Here is a 19103-nt window from a genome sequence, read left to right on the forward strand (position 1 = left end):
CATCTACCTGTGTTGTGGTTCTTGTGCTCGACAATATGTGATCACAAATCAAATATGTCAAACATCAGGATTTGATCCACAGCCCGTCATGAAGGGCAAATTCATCACTAAAATATTTCATAAATTCCGCACTGCGGAACAATATTCCGTATTGACCACACTATTCATTGATGACAGGATTATTTTCGCCAAGTGATTCAAATAGCGGAATAAAGCTATCCGTGACTGGGATGTTCTGCTGGTCACCCTCAACGCCATACCGCGCCCACCGACCTCTCGCTGCCCTTCACCCCGGAGATTGCTGCAATGAGTTGCGAAACAGCCCTGCCCATCGTCGAAAGCGCATTACACGGAAACATCCTGGTGCTGACCCTCAACAACCCGCCGGTCAACGCCCTGGGGGTGGAGATCCGCCGCGGACTGCTGGCGGCCATCGACAGCGCCAACGACAACCCGGCGGTCGAAGCCATACTGCTGGTCGGTGCAGGACGACACTTCTGTGGCGGCGCCGACATTCGCGAATTCGGCAAGACGCCCCAGGCGCCGGCGCTGCCGGAGGTGACCAAGCGGATCGAGGACAGCAGCAAACCGGTGCTGGCAGCAATCCAGGGAGTGGCCCTGGGAGGAGGCCTGGAAGTCGCCCTCGCCGCCCATTACCGCCTGGCCACCGGCAGCGCCCGGCTCGGCCTGCCAGAGGTGTTGCTGGGCTTGCTTCCCGGGGCCGGCGGCACCCAGCGGCTGCCACGCCTGATCGGTGCCAAAGCGGCTCTGGAACTGATGCTCAGCGGGCGCCATCTGAGCGCCAAGGAGGCCCTGGATCTGGGTTTGGTGGACCGTCTGGGGGACAGCGATGACGCCCTGGCCGAAGGCCTGGCCTACATGCGCCAGTTGCTGGCACAGGGCGCCACTGTCCGACGCACCCGGGATGCTCAGGCCCTGAGCGAGCCAGCCGCCCAGCGCCAAGCGATAGATGCCGCCCGCCAGCAGGCCACGCAGAAATCCCGAGGCCTGCTGTCGCCGCTGCACATCATCCAGGCCGTGGAAGCGGCCCTCGATCAATCCTTCGAAGACGGCCTGCGCGAAGAACGCCGACTGTTTCTGGAGTGCCTCGACAGCCCGCAGCGTGCCGGGCTGGTGCATGCTTTTTTTGCGGAACGGGAAGTGCTCAAGGCCCCCGAGACCCGCGCGGCAGCCCCCCGGGCCATTGCCCGTGTGGGGGTGGTGGGCGGTGGCACCATGGGCGCCGGCATCGCCGTGACGGTCCTCGACGCGGGGCTGGAGGTGACCATGATCGAACGCGACCAGGACGCCCTGAATCGCGGCCGCAGCAATGTCGAGAAGGTCTACGACACCCTGATCGGCAAAGGTCGCCTGACCCAGGCCGACAAAGCCGCGACCCTGGCCCGTTTCCGCGCCAGCACCGACTACCGGGATCTGGCCCAGGCCGATCTGGTGATCGAAGCCGTGTTCGAGGACATGGCGGCCAAGCTTGCGGTATTCGCCGAACTGGATCGCGTGTGCAAGGCCGGCGCCGTACTCGCCAGCAACACCTCCTACCTGGACATCAACGCCATCGCCCAGAGCGTCTCGCGACCTGCCGACGTGATCGGCCTGCACTTCTTCTCCCCGGCCAACATCATGAAGTTGCTGGAGATCGTGGTGCCAGCCAAGGTCGCGACGGAGGTCGTCGCCACGGCCTTCGAGCTGGCGAAACAGTTGCGCAAGGTGCCGGTACGCGCCGGCGTCTGTGATGGATTTATCGGCAATCGCATCCTCGCGGTCTATCGCCAGGCCGCTGACTACATGATGGAAGACGGCGCCTCGCCCTATCAGATCGACCAGGTCCTGCGCGATTTCGGCTTCCCCATGGGCCCCTTCCAGGTGGCGGACCTGGCCGGTGGTGACATCGGCTGGGCGACCCGCCAGCGCAAGGCCGCCAGCCGTGATCCCCGGGCCCGCTATGTACAGATCGCCGACCGCCTCTGCGAGCGCGGCTGGTTCGGGCAGAAAACCGGGCGCGGCTACTACCTCTATGCCCAGGGCCCGCGCAGCGCCAGCCAGGACCCGGAAGTCCTGGCGATCATCGACGCCGAGCGGGCCCGGGTCGGCATCACGCCCCGGGCCTTCAGCAACACGGAAATCCTGCGGCGCTACATGGCGGCCATGATCAACGAGGGCGCCAACGTGGTGCATGAAGGCATCGCCCTGCGCCCCATGGACGTGGACATCACCCTTATCCACGGCTACGGCTTTCCGCGCTATCGCGGGGGCCCGCTCAAGTACGCCGACCAGTACGGCCTGCCCCAGGTCCTGGCGGATATCCGCGAGTTTGCCGAAGAAGATCCGCTGTTCTGGACAGCCTCACCCTTGCTGGTGCAGCTGGTAGAGCGCGGCGAGAACTTTGACAGCCTCAATCACAGCCACTGACCAAGGAGCACGTCCCATGCGCGAAGCCGTCATTGTCTCCACTGCCCGCACGCCCCTGACCAAGGCCCATCGAGGTGAATTCAACATCACCCCCGGCCCCACCCTCGCCGCCTTCGCAGTACGCGCCGCGGTCGAGCGGGCCGCCATCGATCCAGAGCTGATCGAAGATGCCATCCTCGGCTGCGGCTACGGCGAAGGCACCACCGGGCGCAACGTCGCGCGCCTGGCAGTGGTCCGTGCCGGCTTGCCCATCAGCATCGCCGGCACCACGGTCAACCGCTTTTGCGCCTCCGGGCTTCAGGCCATTGCCATGGCGGCCGGACGCATCGTGGTGGACGGTGTCCCAGCGATCATCGCCGGCGGTGTGGAGAGCATTTCCCAGATCCGTGGCCGCGGCGCCAGCGACGACCCGGACCTCGACCCCTGGCTCCTGCAGCACAAGCCGGAACTGTTCCTGCCGATGATCGAAACCGCCGACATCGTCGCCGCGCGCTATGGCATCAGTCGCGAGGCCCAGGACCGCTTCTCGGTGGAGAGCCAGCGCAAGGCCGAAGCGGCACAACTGGCCGGCCGCTACCGCGAGGAAATCATCCCCTGCACCACCACCATGGCGCTGACCGATAAACAGAGCGGTGTGGTCAGCCAGTTGCAGGTCACGGTGGAGGCCGACACCTGCAACCGTCGTGGCACCACTTACGAGGCCCTGGCCAAACTGCAGCCGGTGCAAGGCCCTGAGCGTTTCATCAGCGCCGGCAACGCCTCGCAACTGTCCGACGGCGCCTCGGCCTGCGTATTGATGGAGGCCCGGGAAGCGTCCCGCGCCAACCTGACCCCGTTGGGGGTGTTTCGCGGCATGGCGGTGGCTGGCTGCGAGCCCGACGAAATGGGCATCGGCCCGGTGTTCGCGGTGCCCAAGCTGTTGGCCCGGCATGGCCTCAAGGTCGAGGACATCGGCCTCTGGGAACTCAACGAAGCCTTCGCCTCCCAGGCGCTCTACTGTCAGCAGCGGCTGGGCATTGCCGACGAATGCCTGAACGTCAACGGCGGAGCCATCGCCCTGGGTCACCCGTTCGGCATGACCGGCGCGCGCCTGGCCGGCCATGTGCTGCTTGAGGGTCGCCGGCGGGGCGTGAAGTACGCCGTGGTCAGCATGTGCATCGCCGGCGGCATGGGCGCCGCTGCGCTGTTCGAAATCTATTGAGGACCTCGCCATGGACCTGAGTTTCACTCCAGAGGAAGAAGCCTTCCGCGACCAGGTGCGACGCTTTCTCGCCGAACACCTGCCCACTGGCCTGAGTGACAAGGTGGCCGCAGGCGAGCGCCTGTCCAAGGCCGACATGGAGCAATGGCATGCGCTGCTCAATGCCCGGGGCTGGCTGGCCAACCACTGGCCCCAAGCCTTTGGCGGACCGGGCTGGAGCCCCGTGGAAAAGTTCATCTTCGAACTGGAGTGCGGGCTGGCCAATGCGCCGCGCATCGTGCCCTTTGGCGTCAATATGCTGGGGCCAGTGCTGATCAAGTACGGCACCCCACAGCAGCAGGACTATTGGCTGCCACGGATTCTCGACGGCCGCCACTGGTGGTGCCAGGGCTATTCGGAACCCGGTGCCGGCTCGGACCTGGCCGCAGTGAAAACCAGCGCCGTACGCGACGGCGATCACTATGTGGTCAACGGCCAGAAGACCTGGACCACCCTGGGTCAGCACGCCAACATGATTTTCTGCCTGGTACGCACCGACCGTGAAGCCAAGCCCCAGGAAGGCATCAGCTTCCTGCTGATCGACATGGCCAGCCCCGGGGTCGAGGTACGCCCGATCATCACCCTGGAGGGCGATCACGAAATCAACGAAGTCTTCTTCACCGACGTGCGGGTGCCGGTGGCCAATCGGGTAGGCGAGGAACACAAGGGCTGGACCTGCGCCAAATACCTCTTGACCTACGAGCGCACCAATATCGCTGGGGTCGGCTTGTCCATGGCGGCGCTGCAACGGGTCAAGCAGTTGGCCGCGCAGCGCACCCGCAACGGCCAGCCACTGCTGCATGACCCGCAGTTCGCCGCCCGCCTGGCCCGGGTCGAGATCGACCTGGCCAATATGCAGACCACCAACCTGCGGGTGATCGCCGCCGTGGCCGGGGGTGGGGCTCCCGGTGCGGAAAGTTCGATGCTGAAGATCTGCGGCACGCAAATCCGTCAGGAACTGACCGCACTGCTGCGCCGGGCCATGGGCCCCGAAGCCCGGCTCATGCTGGATGACGCCAACCCCGAAGCGCTGGACGCGGGCCCCGGGTTCGCGGCCAACGCCACGGCGCAGTACTTCAACAATCGCAAGCTGTCGATTTTTGGCGGCTCCAATGAAATCCAGAAAAACATCATCTCGAAAATGATTCTCGGGCTCTGAGGGCGTGCACATGAACTTCGAACACAGCGCAGAACGGCGCATGCTCGCCGACAGCTTGAATCGTTTCATCACCCAGCAATACAACCTGGAAAAGCGCCAGCAGAGCCTGCAGTCCGAGCTGGGTTTCAACCCCGATATCTGGCGCAAGCTGGCGGACCTGGGAGTCATCGGTGCCCTGTTCAGTGAGGCCGACGGCGGCTTCGGTGGCGGCGGCTTCGACCTGGCCCTGGTCTTCGAGGCAATAGGCCGCGGACTGCTGGTGGAACCTCTGCTGGGCAGTGCGGTACTGGCCGGCGAGGCCATCGCCAGCGCCGGTAACGAAGAACAGAAAATGCACCTGGGGCCAATCATCGACGGCAGCCTGATCGCCGCCCTGGCCCATGAAGAACCCGGCAACCACTATGCAACCCACCGGGTCGCCTGCCGCGCCGAGGCGGACCCTGCCGGCTGGCGTCTGGACGGTATCAAGAGCATGGTCCTCAACGGCCGCCAGGCCGAGTTGCTGGTGGTCGCGGCACGCACGGCCGGAGCCCAGGACGATAGCCAGGGCATCTCGCTGTTCTTGGTACCGGCGGACACCCCGGGCCTGGAGATCCAGGCCTGCCCGACCCTCGATAGCGGCCCCGTCGCGCAAGTGCGCCTGCACCAGGCAAAAGTGCCGGCACAGGCCTTGCTGGGCCCCTTGCATCAGGGCCACGCGATCCTCGAACGGGCCATCGGCCGCGGCCTGTTGGCGCTCTGCGCGGAAGCCCTTGGCGCCATGGAAGTGGCCAAGCTGGCGACCCTGGACTACCTGCGCACCCGGCAACAATTTGGCCGTCCTATCGGTAGCTTCCAGGCGCTGCAACATCGCATGGCAGTGTTGTTGCTGGAGATCGAGCAGGCGCGTTCGGCGGTGATCAACGCCACTGCCGCCCTCGACGCCGACCGCCTGACCCGCGAACGCAGCCTGTCGGCGGCGAAGGTCAGCATCGGTCGCATCGGCGCCCTGGTGGCGGAGGAATGCATCCAGTTGCATGGCGGTATCGGCATGACCTGGGAACTGCCACTGGCCCATTACGCCAAGCGGCTGGTGATGATCGACCACCAGTTGGGGGACGAGGATCATCACCTGCAGCGCTACATCGCCCTCGGCCAAGCACCGACTCCATGAGTCTCTCGGGCAGACAACCACAGGCCCAGGCCAAACACGCCGCCCCCCCGAGCGATGGCGACGAGCCCTGACTCTATCGTTGAACACCAACGACATGGCGAGCACGCCACCGGGGACCGAGGTCCGCACCGTGAGCTGCACCCGGGGTGGTGGCACGAAGCTCTTTATCGCCAGTGACGACCTGCTGGATGCCGAGGATTGACGACTGGTCAGCGCCAAGGGCGTATTCAAGCGTGGCCACCTGCGTCACGACAGCCACTGAGGCGGTACGGCGCAGACGGCAGATCGACCAGACCGTGATCGCCTGACGAGACAGGTGCCTGCCTGGTGCAACAGCGTTCCGAGAGGCAATCGTCGATTTCAATTCAAGCGGTTCCGGGATAACATTTTTCTCTTGTTTCCAAGAACCCGCTGTGTGGTCAACTGGCATTGCGCCCGGCACCAGCCCCTACCGGAAGACCCCATGCACGACCCGAACGACGCCCCGGAACCAGCGCCCAAAGACCGCAAGTTCGTCGAAGCCCTGGCCCGTGGCCTGGAAGTCCTGCGGGCCTTTACCCACGGTCACGCGGTACGCGGCAACCAGGACATCGCCCGCATCACCGGCCTGCCCAAACCCACGGTGTCGCGCCTGACCTACACCCTGACGCAGTTGGGCTACCTCAAGTACAACCAGGACCTGGAGAAGTACCAGCTGGATTCGGCGGTACTGGCCCTGGGTTACGCCTACTCCGCCAGCCTGCGAGTTCGCCAGTTGGGCAAACCCTTCATGGACGAGTTCTCCCGGCGCACCAACACCACAGTCAGCCTGACCTGCCGCGATCGCCTGTCGATGATTCACGTGGACAGCAGCCGCCCGCCGGAGGTCGCCAGTCTGCGCATGGAACCCGGACTGCGCCTGCCCCTGGCCACCAGCGCCGCGGGGCGGGCCTACCTGGCGGCCACGCCGAAAATCGAGCGTGACCATCTGCTGCGGGAAGTGGCGAAAAAAGTCGGAGATGAATGGCCGGCCCTGGAAAAGTCCCTGGAGGACTCCTTCCGTGAATACGAAGCCTTTGGCTTCTGCCTGTCACTGGGAGAATGGGACCGCAACGTCAATGGCGCCGGCGTGCCGCTGCGCCTGGCCGACGGCAGCATCATGGCCCTGACCTGCGGCGCCCCGAGCTTTCAGCTGTCCAGCGAAAAACTCGAAAGCTCCCTGGCCCACCAGTTGGTGATGCTGGCCCGGGACCTGGAAAGCCTCGGCGTCTGAAGCACACGCCAGGGCAGATTTTCGGCTTCTGCAACGAGCCGGGGTACATCGGGTACTCCATGAATGACCATGAAGCACCCGAGACCGGCCCCGTTATCAGCGGAGCCGTCCCATCCGTTACTCGTCACCCCACTTATCGTGACCGGCAATCACCTGGCTATTGCCGAAGGCTGCAGATTGACGAATGTCACCCAAGCCCAGGCCCGCCAGGCCACCCAGCCGAGCATCCCGGTTGCCGGTGAGTTCGCCGCTGGCGAATGTTGGGTTATCGAAGGCGACTGGCGCCGCGGTGCCAACCAATGCCTCCATACGTTCGCGAGCCTGATGCTGTGGAGTTAGGTTCCTGCCGAGTGGCTGGCGCGCCAGCTGGACCATGCGGACTAGAGCGCCCCTGCATGCCGCATCTTTTGCCCTAAAAATGCCCTGACAACTGCCACAGAAACGAAAAAGCCCCCGTAATCTTCAATGATTACGGGGGCTTAGTCTTGTTCAATAATGGCGGAGAGATAGGGACCCTCCATATAGCGATCAAAACCCCATAAGCCATTGATTATCGGTACTTACACGGCCATTTTACGTACAATAAATACGTACAATCGATCACAGGAACATCAAATGGCAAACAACTTAGAGCTTCAAGGGGGCACCTACCACGTCAGGCTAGCCATCCCCGCAGACGTACAAAAAGCATTCGGCGGACGCCGTGTGCTTTCTCAAACACTCATGACAGGCGTATACCAAGAAGCATTGGATCGCAGACTCCCCATTCTCGCGGCCTGGAAAGCCCAAATCAAAATTGCACGCGAAGGCAAACCTCTGCCTGAAGGCTGGCAGGAAAACCTACTTTCAGGGCTGCTTGAACTGGAGTCCCTAAAGCGAAACCGAAAGCTCAATATCATCGGAGAACCTACAGCCCCCCTGGCCGTCAGCGAATCGGAAGTCGAAGCGTTCAAGACAGAAAACCCAGGGTTTGTCGCACTACTCGAAAGAATTATCGACCACGAATGGGACAATGGAGTTGATGGCGAATTACGCATTCAAGAAGGATTGCATCGAGCGTTCAAAAAGACGATTCAAAACGAATTCGCCTCGATGCATCGACCGTCCTTGGACGAACACAAAGAGCTGGCAGGACTGATCAATAACCCGAAGTCATACACACCCAAATCCCCCATTACCAAAGCAAGGCTCGTAGCATTCCGAACCTTTCGAGAGAACAGAAACATCGCCGCCAAAACAATTGATCAGCAGCAGTCCAAACTGGAAAAGCTTTCAGCGTACCTCACGCAAACAGGTAAACCGCTGGACTTCGATGCGATTTCGTCGTGGCTGGATTCAATCAATTTGGCAAGCAAGACCCTGACGCAATACCTGCTGGCAGGGAATGTCTTCTGGAAATGGGCAATGAAGCACGATGCTCGTTGGCGGGTTGACTATAAGGACAGGGCCAACCCGTTTGAAGAACACGATCTGCCTAAAGTGAGAGGCAAAGATCGAGCGGATGCACAACGCAAAGACTTCACCCTGGATGACCTATCAAAGCTACATGCAGCAGCTGTTTCAGAGGAACTGCACGCCCTTGCGGACCTGATTCTACTTGGAACATACACAGGAGCTCGCATCGAGGAACTGTGTCAATTGAAGAAAGAAAACGTCATTGTGGTCGACGGCGTCCATAGCTTCGACATCACCGATAGCAAGACAAAGGCGGGGATCAGGATCGTACCTATACATCCGGCCATCACAGGTGTTGTGAAGCGACTGATGGACGACTCAAAGGACGACTACCTTGTCGTTACCAACAGTCGTAGCAAATACGGCATTCGGTCTGACCCCATGGTGAAGGCGTTCGGCAGGCTCAAGACCTCTCTCGGGTTCGGACCTGATCGTGTATTCCACTCGATCCGAAAAACGGCCATAACCCAACTTGTCAGAGCTAACGTACAGGGTACTTTAATTGCAGAACTGGTCGGCCATGAGACGGGGTTGATTACTTTTGACGTGTACAGCCAAGGGGCAACAGTCTTGCAAAAATACGACGCTATCTCAAAGCTACCCCAGCTGAACTAGCTCACCCCTGATATTTACAGTGTGTAACCCCGTAGCTAAACCCATACCGGAACCCAAAACCCTTTAGGCAGAATATAGGGGGGGGGTATCAAAACCACCCTCCCCACTGAGTATCAGCGCTCGATTCAAGTGGAAAACCTTCATTCATCATGATTTCAAAAAACGAGCCATTCAACCCCAACATTCGAAATTCAAATATAGTCAATAAAGCCAACATATCGGCGTATCGCTTGTCATGTTTTTTTGATTTAATCGGTCCCGGCTCTTGAGCACCAACCTCGACGTTTACTTGGTTATTGGACAATAGTTGCAAGGTCCGACTCACAACGCCTGACGGACAATATCAAAAACTTTTCAACCAGCCAACATTTCAAAAAGGAGTTTAGAAATGCCAACCGAAGCAATTATTCATCAAGAAATCGAAAAAATCATACGTGAAGGTGGACTACTCGAACGAATAGACGAGGCCGATATCAAGCGCATTGAGGACATCATTGTGGTGGACCCAAACCTGCTACCTGCTTTCTCCATTGATGAGTACGTTAGAAAGCGCTTTGCAGAATCTGCAAGCGCAACCCTCAGCTCACTTAATATATTAGAAGTCCTTACCTCCGATAACAACATATCATTAACAAAAAACGAGACCCTACGACCTGACATAGTTTGTATTAACAGCGAAACACAACAATTAGTAATTTTCGAGTTTAAAAAATCAAATCAGACGGGGCGCCAAGCCTTAACCGAACTGCTAGCATATGAACATGAAGTAAAAAACCTGCTACCATTTCTATCCAATTACGACACTACCTTCGTATTGATATCTACAGAGTGGTCAGTACTGCTTGAGCATGCAGCAACCAGCGCGATTACATGGTCAAACAAAAACCTTCTCTGCCTCCAGGTCGACACAACACCAGGCGACTACAAATTCAAAATCCATTCGCCTAGTTCTTGGAGCATCACCGGCACCCCCAATTTCCCTTCCGATAGTGTTTCGTCGTTTACTATTTCCTTTGAAGCTCCACCCTCGATGGATGCCGATGAAATAACCAACCGGTTGTATCTAGCGATGAGCTTCCTTGCAAGAGAGGCAGAGCGAATGGGATTGCACGGGTTCGCACTGCTGTCAAAGAACTTAGGCGGTTACTGCGATGATCTGCATGAAATTATCCTTTGCTCAACTAGCCCGCTAGCATTCTTTGATACAATGCTACGAAAAGGAAAAGCAGATATTGAAAACGGGCACTTAACAGCCAAAATAGCGAAATTCACGAAGCGTCACGGTACTGAGTCGGGACTATCTTCGCTGCTAGAACTTTCAACTAAAGTTATTGAGCCAAGACTCGAAGCTTTTAAAAATTTTGAACTTGGCAGATTCGTCGACTGGAATACAACTCGAAAACTTCTACAAGAATCCGGGCTCCCCATTTTAACCGAGTTCTGGGGACTTCCCGGAGATTACGCTAGGAGTTATATATCCAATCCCGCCGTACAAAATGCACGCCCTACCCTATTCCCTGCTGGACTTTCTGACTGGCGCGAACCTTTTATTGGACTTTGGTTGATTCGTAACTTGTTCGAGCCCCAATTCTGTTCAGAAGGCTTTATCCGCCCATCCGATACATTTCGCCTCGGACTTTCTATTGGACGTCACTTCTTCTTAACAAAAATCGCATCAGAATCAGCGGAACCAATGAAATTTTGGGATGCATTGATGTTTTGGAACTTTTCCAGCCTGACATGCTACATTGATGAACTTTTTATTTTAGCAAGAACAGCCAATGATATAAATCCTCCCAAATCGCAACTTACACTTTCTGCGTATACTAAAAATTCTTTCGATCCTACTGAACTGAATGAGTGGATAGAGTCCGAAATACTTGATGGTATTCCTTTCCACCTTACTACTTTCCATCTTGGACTCGAACTCGGTCCTGCCATGCTCGCAGAGGACTTGGAGACATCGATATTTGTCAATGCCCTGAAGGACCAAGAGCTAATCACGAATTTTTCGGGCTATCTTGCCGCAGTCCTAAAAAAGGCAGACAAAGAACCTGCCTACAATGAATCGCATAAGCGTAAACATCTATCCAATATTGAAAAAATCTTGAATTTAGACGACATATCCTCACACATTGACTCACTAGACCTTTATAAGCTATCACTAGCTGATCTTTGCAAGTTGACCCCAGATGTGCTTGTGCTAGCTGACTTAGTAATCCCTGCCGTAACACATACTTACGATCAGCTTCCACCGATAGCCGTGGATTGGGACAATCTTAAGCGGGGGATAGATGGAATGTACAAGCAAGGTAAGCGTTATCCTGCGTTGTATATCCACGCAAATGGTTCGATCGGCACAGCTTCTTATGATGACAATATATACACGACTTACATGATGCCAATTACCGACACAGAGAAAGAAGTGTACTTGATGGATGCTTCCCACGGGGTGGAGATGTTTCGGATAGTAAAATGGGCCGATGTCCGGTCTGGCCAGGTGATACCAATCCCACAATAACCAAGGGTGTATCGTCCCACAACACGCTTGTGCTGTGGCTGTTCTCCAGCCTCGTCCAGTGCTCTCTACGGAATGCAAAATGCAGCTACGCAGACCACAGCACGAATGTGTGTACCGATGACTTAAAGCGAATTTATTTTTTGAATATTTCGATTTCGTCTGCGACTACCCTTTACCCCAAAATAGGGTAGTACGTTTTTCTAGTCCCCCACCGGGGTAGTTACGATGTTCCAATGACGCTTCACCGTGGCAATGCCAATGCCTAGCTCGGTGGCAACTTGTGTCTGAATTAACCCTTGCTGTTTAAGGCGTTGTACGTTGTTTGTGGTCTTGACCGCGACGGGACGACCAAGCCGCTTTCCTTCAGCTTTGGCACGCATCAATCCTTGCTGTGTACGTTCTATTAATAGGTCACGTTCAAACTCGGCTACGGCACTCAAAACCTGCATTGTCATCTTGCCTGCCGGACTGGTCAGGTCCACGCCTCCTAATGCTAGACAATGTACGCGAATGCCAATTCCAACTAGATGTTCAACGGTCTGTCGCACGTCCATTGCGTTTCGGCCTAAACGGTCCAGTTTGGTCACGATCAGTACGTCACCTGCTTCCATGCGATCCAGAAGCTTTTGAAACCCTTGACGTTCACTGGCAGCGATGCTGCCCGATATAACTTCTTCTACTACACGGCCTGCCTGTACATCGAATCCTGCTGTTTTCACTTCTTGTACCTGGTTTGCAGTGAACTGATTGGATGTTGAAACACGGCAGTATAGAAATGTGCGGGACATGGAAGATGCTCACGTATCATTAAACGTAGCATCAATGTATATAGGTATCGCAATCTGTACAAGGCTATTTTGTTGATCCGCTTATAAGCAAAGATTTTTGGTGCCATCAAACGGTCGTTTGATGATCCCATTACGTATCAGAACCTGGGGTTCCTTGATTCGGGACTGAATCCAACCACACGTATGAAATTGGCTACACTCCACTGCACCATCTGCTGGACTGCATTCAGTCAGGGACTGACCAATGAAGCTTACGATTAATGTATTTCTTCTGAAGTCCGGCCGGACTATATACGATGCGTTATCCGACGAGTACGCCATTCAGCCACAGCAGTTTCAAATTGACGATATAAACTGTCTGTTTTACTACCAAACCAACCCATCAAAACCAAAATGGGTTGACTTGTTCAGCGGTATTGAAGAAATAAACACCACACAAATGCGAGGAAGATCATTACAGGGTGTGCTAGTTTTTGCCGTGAACGACCGAGTCTTCTGCTTTACCTTTGGTCACGCCCGTCACTTAATCGACAAGACTTCAATCGAAAGATATTTTGGGTTAAGAACAGCATTGAGCATGACAGATCCGCAGCTTATTAAGTCGATTGACAAATCAAATATCGACAAAATCCCTCTACGATCTCGTTCGCAGTCTTCAAAAAACCTTTCAATTTCAGAATTTGAATTCAAGTTCGATTCGGAAATTCTCAAATCCCTTACCGGTATTGTTGAGTCAATTGAAGGTGACGAACACGAAGTTGTAAGTGGATCGGACTCGCTTTCCTTGCACACAGACGTACAACTTCCACAACTCCCGGCAATTGCACAACGGTTGATAACAGCATACGAAGATGAAAGGGGAAAAGAAAAATACCCCTGGATGGACCATATCGTGCCGGTACGGGATAGTGCGCTTTCGTCAGAACTGGATGAATTATTAATTAACTTAGTTAACCAAGGTAATTATCACGAAGTATGGATAGCGGCACCGAGAGTTATAGAATATGAAAGCTTTTCAGGATTTTCATACACATCGCAGCGTGGGCGAAACGGAAACGGGCCAGTCCTAGGATTTGAGTTAGATTTGCAACGCTGTCTAATCGAAAAAGCACTAGCTGGAAACCTTTCCGTGGAAAATTCGAAATCCACAAAAATCTACCTGTATGGCACCGACTACAACAAGATTGACACATGGACTTTATACGAGTGCCTTAGTGGAGAAGTAGAACTGGAAGGTGAAAATTATCTTTTAAGTGAGGGTGACTGGTACTGCATTAATATTGACTACGCAAACCAAGTTAATCGTTATTTTGACGATTTTCCACGATCAAACATTATCTTCCCAAGATACAATGGTGCGCACGAGGGAGACTACCTACGTAGAATTTCAGATGGTATAGCATTTCACCTATTAGATCAGCACAATGTACGCGTCAATGGCGCTTCTAGCGTCATCGAATTTTGTGATCTTCTTACACCAGACAATCATATCGTACACGTCAAGAAATATTCTTCATCCAGTGTATTAAGCCACCTTTTTTCCCAAGCGTATGTGTCAGCAGAATCGCTTATACACGCCCCAGAAATAATCGAACAAGTTAATATTCATCTTGCCGCTCAAGGCGCACATGTATTTGAATTCAATCCAAGTGCCCTACCTAGGCATAATCACATTATATTTGCCATTATGCAGGGTAGCCAAGGAGCCTTGCACATGCCATTTTTTTCAAAAGTCAATTTTCGACAATATTCGCAGCGGTTAGTAGCGATGGGGTATCATGTGGAATTAGCAAAAATCCACATTTGATTTTATCGAAATTTCAGTAAAGCTAAAATCCAGTCTTATTTAGTTCTTCTTCAAACTCTTGAATCACATCAACTAGCCCGCAGCCCAGTACTTTACACAAGTCACGAATCTGAATTATATCCAGCCGTCTAATACCCCTCTCGACATCACTCATGAACGATTGGGGGCGACCTAATGCGTGAGAACAGTCAGCTTGGGTTATCCCTGAATCGATTCTGCGAGCCTTCAAAATGGCCAAAAATACGTCGTGTTCGGGCCGATATATCGCTTTGGGCATGGTAGCTATCCATAAAAGACAGCCCATAAGCTATATCCGCTTTTCAGATATCTGATTTTCAGATATTTTACAGTCGTTACCGCAATCACCAATTCAAAAACAACAAGGAAAACTTCATGAAATTGTTATTTGGGCTCTTTGGGGCTGCGTTAAGCATGCCGGTAGCCAGTATTGCCGGAATCTGTTCATTGGAATTCGGATACGTTTCCAGCTTCCGGCAAGCATTGGGCGTTGGCGTCCTCGTGGGCTCTGTGCTGCTGCTGGTGGCCTCAACCTTGTTCCTGGTAGGGATTCCCTCGACTTTGCGGCGTCTACGCACACAGACCAATTCAAGCAACTGACATTCAAGGACGAATCGCATGACCCTTTTTCGACGTGCCTGGTTGTTGATGACATCAGCAACCGCATCATGCGCTGTATCAGCCGCCCAAACTGGTAAGGGCACATCTGATGATCTGCTATGGGCATTTCTTCTAGCGGCTCCACCAGTGGCTTATGCAGTGAACAAGTGGTGGCGCTGGGGGCTTGGATTTAAGTTTGGTGCTGCAAGCGGTGCGAGTTTCCTGTCCGCATTGAAGTGGTCATTGATCGCCACTGTCTGGGTAGCAATCGTGATGGGGCTTGTATGGCTCATGCACCAGAAATGACATCTATGATGCGCATTAGCAACCAAGCCAAGGTTGATGGACTGTAACGCTAAATACTAGATATTTATGGTTGTAGGCAGGGTGCCATGTAGCGAGACTGTCCCTGCCGACAACAAATCTAATTAATTAACTAGATCGGCGGAAATTATGCGAACTTCTATTTTGGCCCTGGCTTTGTTGCCGGTATTTGCATTCGGGCACACATTGAGTCAATCCGACTTGAAAGCTCTGGAGGACGCCAACGGCGTAAAATACTCCGGGGGACTTTCAAATGCTTTTACAAGCAATCAGGACAAGGGGTTGAACTGGTTTAAAAACAAGGCATTTGAACTGGACAAAGAGTTCACCATCAGAATGTGCGGCGATGGTTTATGTTACATACGTGAAAGTAACGGCTCATTGATGGTTGCCGTAGAACAAGATGAAGGTGACTTCAATGGGCGGAAGCTTCAAGGGCAGTTGGTGCGTATTATCGGAACAGATATAGCCGGAACTATGATTATTACCAGATTATCCGTCCAAAAGAAAGTTATAAAACAACCAGTCAAACAGCCGGTTACAGTGCCTGCTACCCTCAAACCAGAATATCCTGATTTGGCTGCCCACTTTGATGAACTGATTAAGGCGCGTGCCTCCGAAGGCTGGGCTCGGCCGCCATCTGCACGGAAGGGATTGGCGGTCGAACTGCAAATCAGCATAGCACGTGACGGTACCGTTACCTCGGTCAGCGTTGCGAAGACCAGTGGTGACGTGCCATTTGATAAGTCGGCAACTGCCGCAGTCAAGAATATTGGTAGATTAACTGAAATACAGGAAATGAAGTCTTCGGAAAGCAATCGTTATCGGCAGTTCATAATGATATTCACACCAGATGACCTAGCACTATGAAAGTCTTAGTCAAAAGTACCAAAACAACCTTATTCCAAAAGTCATAAATCGAATTTCTAGCGATCAAGAATAAAAACACAATGTACTAGATCAGCCCTACGGGCATCGCCTACGGCGATCTAGTATATTTTCTTTTAATCTTATAGAACCCGCACTGAAGAAAGTTCCGGACGGATTTTCCCTGTCCAGGAAAATCCTTCCAAGGGAGTCTGAAGAACGTCCCCGGCACGGCCCATACTAGACTTGCATACAAAAAGTATTCTCTTGTTGTTTAGCTCGCGCGGGTAACCCTATGCACGATTAATGTCTGTTTTTTGCTTCGCAGCAGCTACGGTATCCAATTGAGTCCAGTATGACGAAGTTCAATCGAATCGATGGTTGCATCTTTTTCTGCAGAGCCATCATCCTGTCATGGTCCATAATTCATTGTTCTAGTTTGGCGATAGTGGTTGCAGACTTTTCCGATTGTGACTTCCCGAATAAACCTTTTTACGCAACATTATCGCACGGCCATCTACACCCAACGTTCTTGACGTCTCTTAGAAAATAATTGAAGCCGTTCGAATTTTTGGTCGATTATGGTTTCGACCCGTGCATCCATTCTAATACTTACTCGACACCAGAATAAACATTGTTTGAAGGTATCGTTCATGGGCACATATGTATTTATGTCGATAAAATTCAAAAACTGAAGATAATTCGAAAATATTTTCGATTTTCGTACTTTTTGATCATCCCGCTTAGAAGGCCGCTACAAGCTCGTACAAGGCGCCCCGACTGAAACCTCCCTCCCCTATTAGCAGCAGGCGATAAAGCCTACATGACGCGCCCAGAAGCCTAAAACAGCGCGCACCAGGACGCTCTCTCAAACAAACGATTTTCACGCTTAATCACTGTTCGTCCTCATCATGTGTTTGTTCCGCTCGGCACAACGCAACCATGGGTCGACTGAAAAAACAGACAATATGTAAAAAATACCGCACACACCCACAAGCCAGATAGAACAAAGTCACTCTGATCGTTCAACATGCTGGGCGTGGGGAACAGCCTCACTACCCATGCTACTGGGCATGGAGTTAGCTACGTGATTTGAGTATACAGAGAAGGGAAAACACAGGAATTTTACGTACAAACACTACGTACAATCGAAAAACAAAAAGCCCCTGAAATCATCGATTTCAGGGGCTTTCATTTGTATGGCGGAGAGATAGGGATTCGAACCCTAGGTACCGGTGAAGGTACAACGGATTTCGAATCCGTCCCATTCGGCCACTCTGGCATCTCTCCAACGGCGCGCATCATAACAGCACCTTTGCCGGATGCGAAGCCCCCGAGCAAATTTTTTCCGTGCTATCAGATGCTTGCGTCGATTACAGCGGCACGCCCAGGCGCTGGGCGACTTCTTCGTAGGCTTCGATGACATCACCGAGGCCCTGGCGGAAGCGGTCCTTGTCCATCTTCTTCTTGGTGTCCTTGTCCCACAGACGGCAGCCGTCCGGGCTGAACTCGTCGCCCAGGACGATGGAGCCGTCGCTGAACACGCCGAACTCCAGCTTGAAGTCCACCAGCAGCAGGCCAGCGTCATCAAACAGCTTGCTCAGGACTTCGTTGACCTTGAGCGACAGCTCTTTCATGCGCGCCAGTTGCTCGGCGGTACCCCAACCGAACGCCACAACGTGAGATTCGTTGATGAACGGGTCGCCCTTGGCGTCGTCCTTCAGGAACAGCTCGAACGTGTAAGGATTGAGCTTCATGCCCTCTTCCACACCCAGGCGCTTGACCAGGCTGCCGGCCGCGTAGTTACGCACCACGCACTCCACCGGGATCATGTCGAGCTTCTTCACCAGGCACTCGTTGTCGCCCAGCAGCTTGTCGAACTGGGTCGGCACGCCGGCAGCTTCGAGTTTCTGCATGATGAAGGCGTTGAACTTGTTGTTCACCATACCCTTGCGGTCCAACTGCTCGATGCGCTTGCCGTCGAACGCCGAGGTGTCGTTGCGAAACAGCAGGATCAGGCGGTCAGCGTCGTCGGTCTTGTAAACCGATTTGGCTTTGCCGCGGTAGAGTTCTTCACGTTTTTCCATGATGGGCTCCGCTTGCTAAGTAGGTGGGCTAGGCGATGTGGCGCCAGTCGAGCCCTGAATCTTGATCGGCCAATTGCAGCCAGTCCGGATCGCACCCGAGGGTGTCGACAAAACATTGCCGGGCCAGCTGCGGCAGGTTGTTCTTGCTGCTCAGATGAGCAAGGACCAGATGCTGCAGGTCCTGCCATCCCAATTCGGCCACCAGGCTTGCGGCCTGATGGTTGTTCAAATGCCCTTGGTCACCGCCGACCCGCTGCTTGAGAAAGTACGGGTAATAACCGCGCGCCAACAGGTCCCGGCAATGGTTGGCCTCGATCATCAAGGCATCCAGGCCACGGTAGCCTTCCAGTACGCTGGTACAGTAGGAACCCAGGTCGGTCAGCAGGCCAAAACGCCGCTGACCGTCGCTGAAGACAAACTGTGTAGGTTCCTGGGCGTCGTGGGCGACGGCAATCACGTCAATGCACAAGGCACCAATCTGCAGTTGCTCGCCACCGCGGACAAAACCTGCAGCCTCCACCGGTTTGCGCATCCCGCGCAAAGTGCCCTGGCTGAGGTAGACCGGTAAATTGTAGCGCCGAGACAGCAAACCCACGCCATGCACGTGGTCGGCATGTTCGTGGGTCACCAGGATGGCGCTCAACTGCGAAGGATGAACTCCCAGGCGCAGCAGGCGCCGCTCGGTTTCCCGCAAGGAGAAACCACAATCCACCAGGATGTAAGTGTCAGCACTGGCGATCAGCGTGCCATTCCCTTGGCTACCACTGCCGAGAACGGCGAAACGCATCTG

15 protein-coding genes, 1 tRNA gene and 1 pseudogene are annotated in these 19103 nt (G+C 54.4%); 11 read left to right on the forward strand and 6 right to left on the reverse strand.

Annotated features, from left to right (window positions below):
* The first annotated feature begins 306 nt into the window (after positions 1-306).
* From Q8O96_RS10915 to Q8O96_RS10935, 5 genes are all read left to right on the forward strand, one after another.
* Complete coding sequence (locus Q8O96_RS10915; protein ID WP_305948780.1) at positions 307-2427, forward strand: 3-hydroxyacyl-CoA dehydrogenase NAD-binding domain-containing protein; 2121 nt, start codon at positions 307-309, stop codon at positions 2425-2427.
* 16 nt (positions 2428-2443) lie between these two features.
* Entirely contained in the window at positions 2444-3628 is a 1185-nt protein-coding gene (locus Q8O96_RS10920) for an acetyl-CoA C-acyltransferase (protein ID WP_305948781.1), read from the forward strand.
* Between the two features lie 10 nt (positions 3629-3638).
* Complete coding sequence (locus Q8O96_RS10925; protein ID WP_115581798.1) at positions 3639-4826, forward strand: acyl-CoA dehydrogenase family protein; 1188 nt, start codon at positions 3639-3641, stop codon at positions 4824-4826.
* A 10-nt stretch (positions 4827-4836) separates the two neighbouring features.
* The gene (locus Q8O96_RS10930) at positions 4837-5979 is read left to right on the forward strand and encodes an acyl-CoA dehydrogenase family protein (RefSeq protein ID WP_305948782.1); all 1143 of its coding nucleotides are present in this window, start codon (positions 4837-4839) and stop codon (positions 5977-5979) included.
* Between the two features lie 463 nt (positions 5980-6442).
* Positions 6443-7231 (forward strand): IclR family transcriptional regulator, encoded by a 789-nt coding sequence (locus tag Q8O96_RS10935; RefSeq protein WP_102861610.1) that lies wholly within the window; start codon positions 6443-6445, stop codon positions 7229-7231.
* Positions 7232-7348: 117 nt separating this feature from the next.
* On the opposite strand, the gene Q8O96_RS10940 is transcribed toward Q8O96_RS10935, so the two are convergent.
* Positions 7349-7540: a hypothetical protein gene (locus Q8O96_RS10940; RefSeq protein WP_207167218.1), complete on the reverse strand. Its 192-nt coding sequence runs from the start codon at positions 7538-7540 to the stop codon at positions 7349-7351.
* 306 nt (positions 7541-7846) lie between these two features.
* On the opposite strand from Q8O96_RS10940, the gene Q8O96_RS10945 reads away from it, so the two are divergent.
* Together Q8O96_RS10945 and Q8O96_RS10950 are read left to right on the forward strand one after the other, a co-directional pair.
* On the forward strand, positions 7847-9301 hold the full coding sequence (locus Q8O96_RS10945) for a tyrosine-type recombinase/integrase (protein ID WP_305948783.1): 1455 nt from the start codon (positions 7847-7849) through the stop codon (positions 9299-9301).
* A gap of 388 nt (positions 9302-9689) precedes the next feature.
* Positions 9690-11822 carry a hypothetical protein gene (locus Q8O96_RS10950; protein ID WP_305948784.1) on the forward strand — a complete coding sequence of 711 codons (2133 nt, stop codon included), beginning with the start codon at positions 9690-9692 and terminating at the stop codon, positions 11820-11822.
* A 200-nt stretch (positions 11823-12022) separates the two neighbouring features.
* On the opposite strand, the gene Q8O96_RS10955 is transcribed toward Q8O96_RS10950, so the two are convergent.
* Positions 12023-12610, reverse strand: coding sequence for a recombinase family protein (locus tag Q8O96_RS10955; RefSeq protein WP_305948785.1), 588 nt, complete (start codon positions 12608-12610; stop codon positions 12023-12025).
* 244 nt (positions 12611-12854) lie between these two features.
* On the opposite strand from Q8O96_RS10955, the gene Q8O96_RS10960 reads away from it, so the two are divergent.
* Complete coding sequence (locus Q8O96_RS10960) at positions 12855-14417, forward strand: TIGR04141 family sporadically distributed protein (RefSeq protein ID WP_305948786.1); 1563 nt, start codon at positions 12855-12857, stop codon at positions 14415-14417.
* Between the two features lie 22 nt (positions 14418-14439).
* Here the strand turns inward: Q8O96_RS10960 and Q8O96_RS10965 are convergent, their stop codons facing one another.
* Positions 14440-14694 (reverse strand): helix-turn-helix domain-containing protein, encoded by a 255-nt coding sequence (locus Q8O96_RS10965; RefSeq protein WP_305948787.1) that lies wholly within the window; start codon positions 14692-14694, stop codon positions 14440-14442.
* 116 nt (positions 14695-14810) lie between these two features.
* Between Q8O96_RS10965 and Q8O96_RS10970 the strand changes: the two genes are divergently transcribed.
* The 3 genes and pseudogenes from Q8O96_RS10970 to Q8O96_RS10980 form a co-directional block, all read left to right on the forward strand.
* The gene (locus Q8O96_RS10970) at positions 14811-15035 is read left to right on the forward strand and encodes a hypothetical protein (protein WP_305948788.1); all 225 of its coding nucleotides are present in this window, start codon (positions 14811-14813) and stop codon (positions 15033-15035) included.
* 18 nt (positions 15036-15053) lie between these two features.
* The gene (locus Q8O96_RS10975) at positions 15054-15341 is read left to right on the forward strand and encodes a hypothetical protein (RefSeq protein ID WP_305948789.1); all 288 of its coding nucleotides are present in this window, start codon (positions 15054-15056) and stop codon (positions 15339-15341) included.
* Between the two features lie 594 nt (positions 15342-15935).
* Positions 15936-16229 (forward strand): annotated as a pseudogene (locus tag Q8O96_RS10980) (TonB family protein); the annotation flags it as partial.
* Between the two features lie 1197 nt (positions 16230-17426).
* Here Q8O96_RS10980 and Q8O96_RS10985 read toward each other — a convergent pair.
* From Q8O96_RS10985 to Q8O96_RS10995, 3 genes are all read right to left on the reverse strand, one after another.
* Positions 17427-17516, reverse strand: a tRNA-Ser gene (locus tag Q8O96_RS10985).
* A gap of 83 nt (positions 17517-17599) precedes the next feature.
* Positions 17600-18313 carry a phosphoribosylaminoimidazolesuccinocarboxamide synthase gene (purC, locus tag Q8O96_RS10990; protein ID WP_011059799.1) on the reverse strand — a complete coding sequence of 238 codons (714 nt, stop codon included), beginning with the start codon at positions 18311-18313 and terminating at the stop codon, positions 17600-17602.
* Positions 18314-18341: 28 nt separating this feature from the next.
* The gene (locus tag Q8O96_RS10995) at positions 18342-19100 is read right to left on the reverse strand and encodes an MBL fold metallo-hydrolase (RefSeq protein WP_305948790.1); all 759 of its coding nucleotides are present in this window, start codon (positions 19098-19100) and stop codon (positions 18342-18344) included.
* Positions 19101-19103: the final 3 nt, after the last annotated feature.

The organism is Pseudomonas sp. LPH60 (genome assembly GCF_030718165.1).
Lineage (GTDB): Bacteria > Pseudomonadota > Gammaproteobacteria > Pseudomonadales > Pseudomonadaceae > Aquipseudomonas > Aquipseudomonas danubii.

Excerpts from the sequence above, each read along its gene's own strand:
- Q8O96_RS10915 (WP_305948780.1), top strand. The coding sequence starts at position 307 with ATGAGTTGCGAAACAGCCCTGCCCATCGTCGAAAGCGCATTACACGGA.
- Q8O96_RS10920 (WP_305948781.1), top strand. The coding sequence starts at position 2,444 with ATGCGCGAAGCCGTCATTGTCTCCACTGCCCGCACGCCCCTGACCAAG.
- Q8O96_RS10925 (WP_115581798.1), top strand. The coding sequence starts at position 3,639 with ATGGACCTGAGTTTCACTCCAGAGGAAGAAGCCTTCCGCGACCAGGTG.
- Q8O96_RS10930 (WP_305948782.1), top strand. The coding sequence starts at position 4,837 with ATGAACTTCGAACACAGCGCAGAACGGCGCATGCTCGCCGACAGCTTG.
- Q8O96_RS10935 (WP_102861610.1), top strand. The coding sequence starts at position 6,443 with ATGCACGACCCGAACGACGCCCCGGAACCAGCGCCCAAAGACCGCAAG.
- Q8O96_RS10940 (WP_207167218.1), bottom strand. The coding sequence starts at position 7,540 with ATGGAGGCATTGGTTGGCACCGCGGCGCCAGTCGCCTTCGATAACCCA.
- Q8O96_RS10945 (WP_305948783.1), top strand. The coding sequence starts at position 7,847 with ATGGCAAACAACTTAGAGCTTCAAGGGGGCACCTACCACGTCAGGCTA.
- Q8O96_RS10950 (WP_305948784.1), top strand. The coding sequence starts at position 9,690 with ATGCCAACCGAAGCAATTATTCATCAAGAAATCGAAAAAATCATACGT.
- Q8O96_RS10955 (WP_305948785.1), bottom strand. The coding sequence starts at position 12,610 with ATGTCCCGCACATTTCTATACTGCCGTGTTTCAACATCCAATCAGTTC.
- Q8O96_RS10960 (WP_305948786.1), top strand. The coding sequence starts at position 12,855 with ATGAAGCTTACGATTAATGTATTTCTTCTGAAGTCCGGCCGGACTATA.
- Q8O96_RS10965 (WP_305948787.1), bottom strand. The coding sequence starts at position 14,694 with ATGCCCAAAGCGATATATCGGCCCGAACACGACGTATTTTTGGCCATT.
- Q8O96_RS10970 (WP_305948788.1), top strand. The coding sequence starts at position 14,811 with ATGAAATTGTTATTTGGGCTCTTTGGGGCTGCGTTAAGCATGCCGGTA.
- Q8O96_RS10975 (WP_305948789.1), top strand. The coding sequence starts at position 15,054 with ATGACCCTTTTTCGACGTGCCTGGTTGTTGATGACATCAGCAACCGCA.
- purC (WP_011059799.1), bottom strand. The coding sequence starts at position 18,313 with ATGGAAAAACGTGAAGAACTCTACCGCGGCAAAGCCAAATCGGTTTAC.
- Q8O96_RS10995 (WP_305948790.1), bottom strand. The coding sequence starts at position 19,100 with ATGCGTTTCGCCGTTCTCGGCAGTGGTAGCCAAGGGAATGGCACGCTG.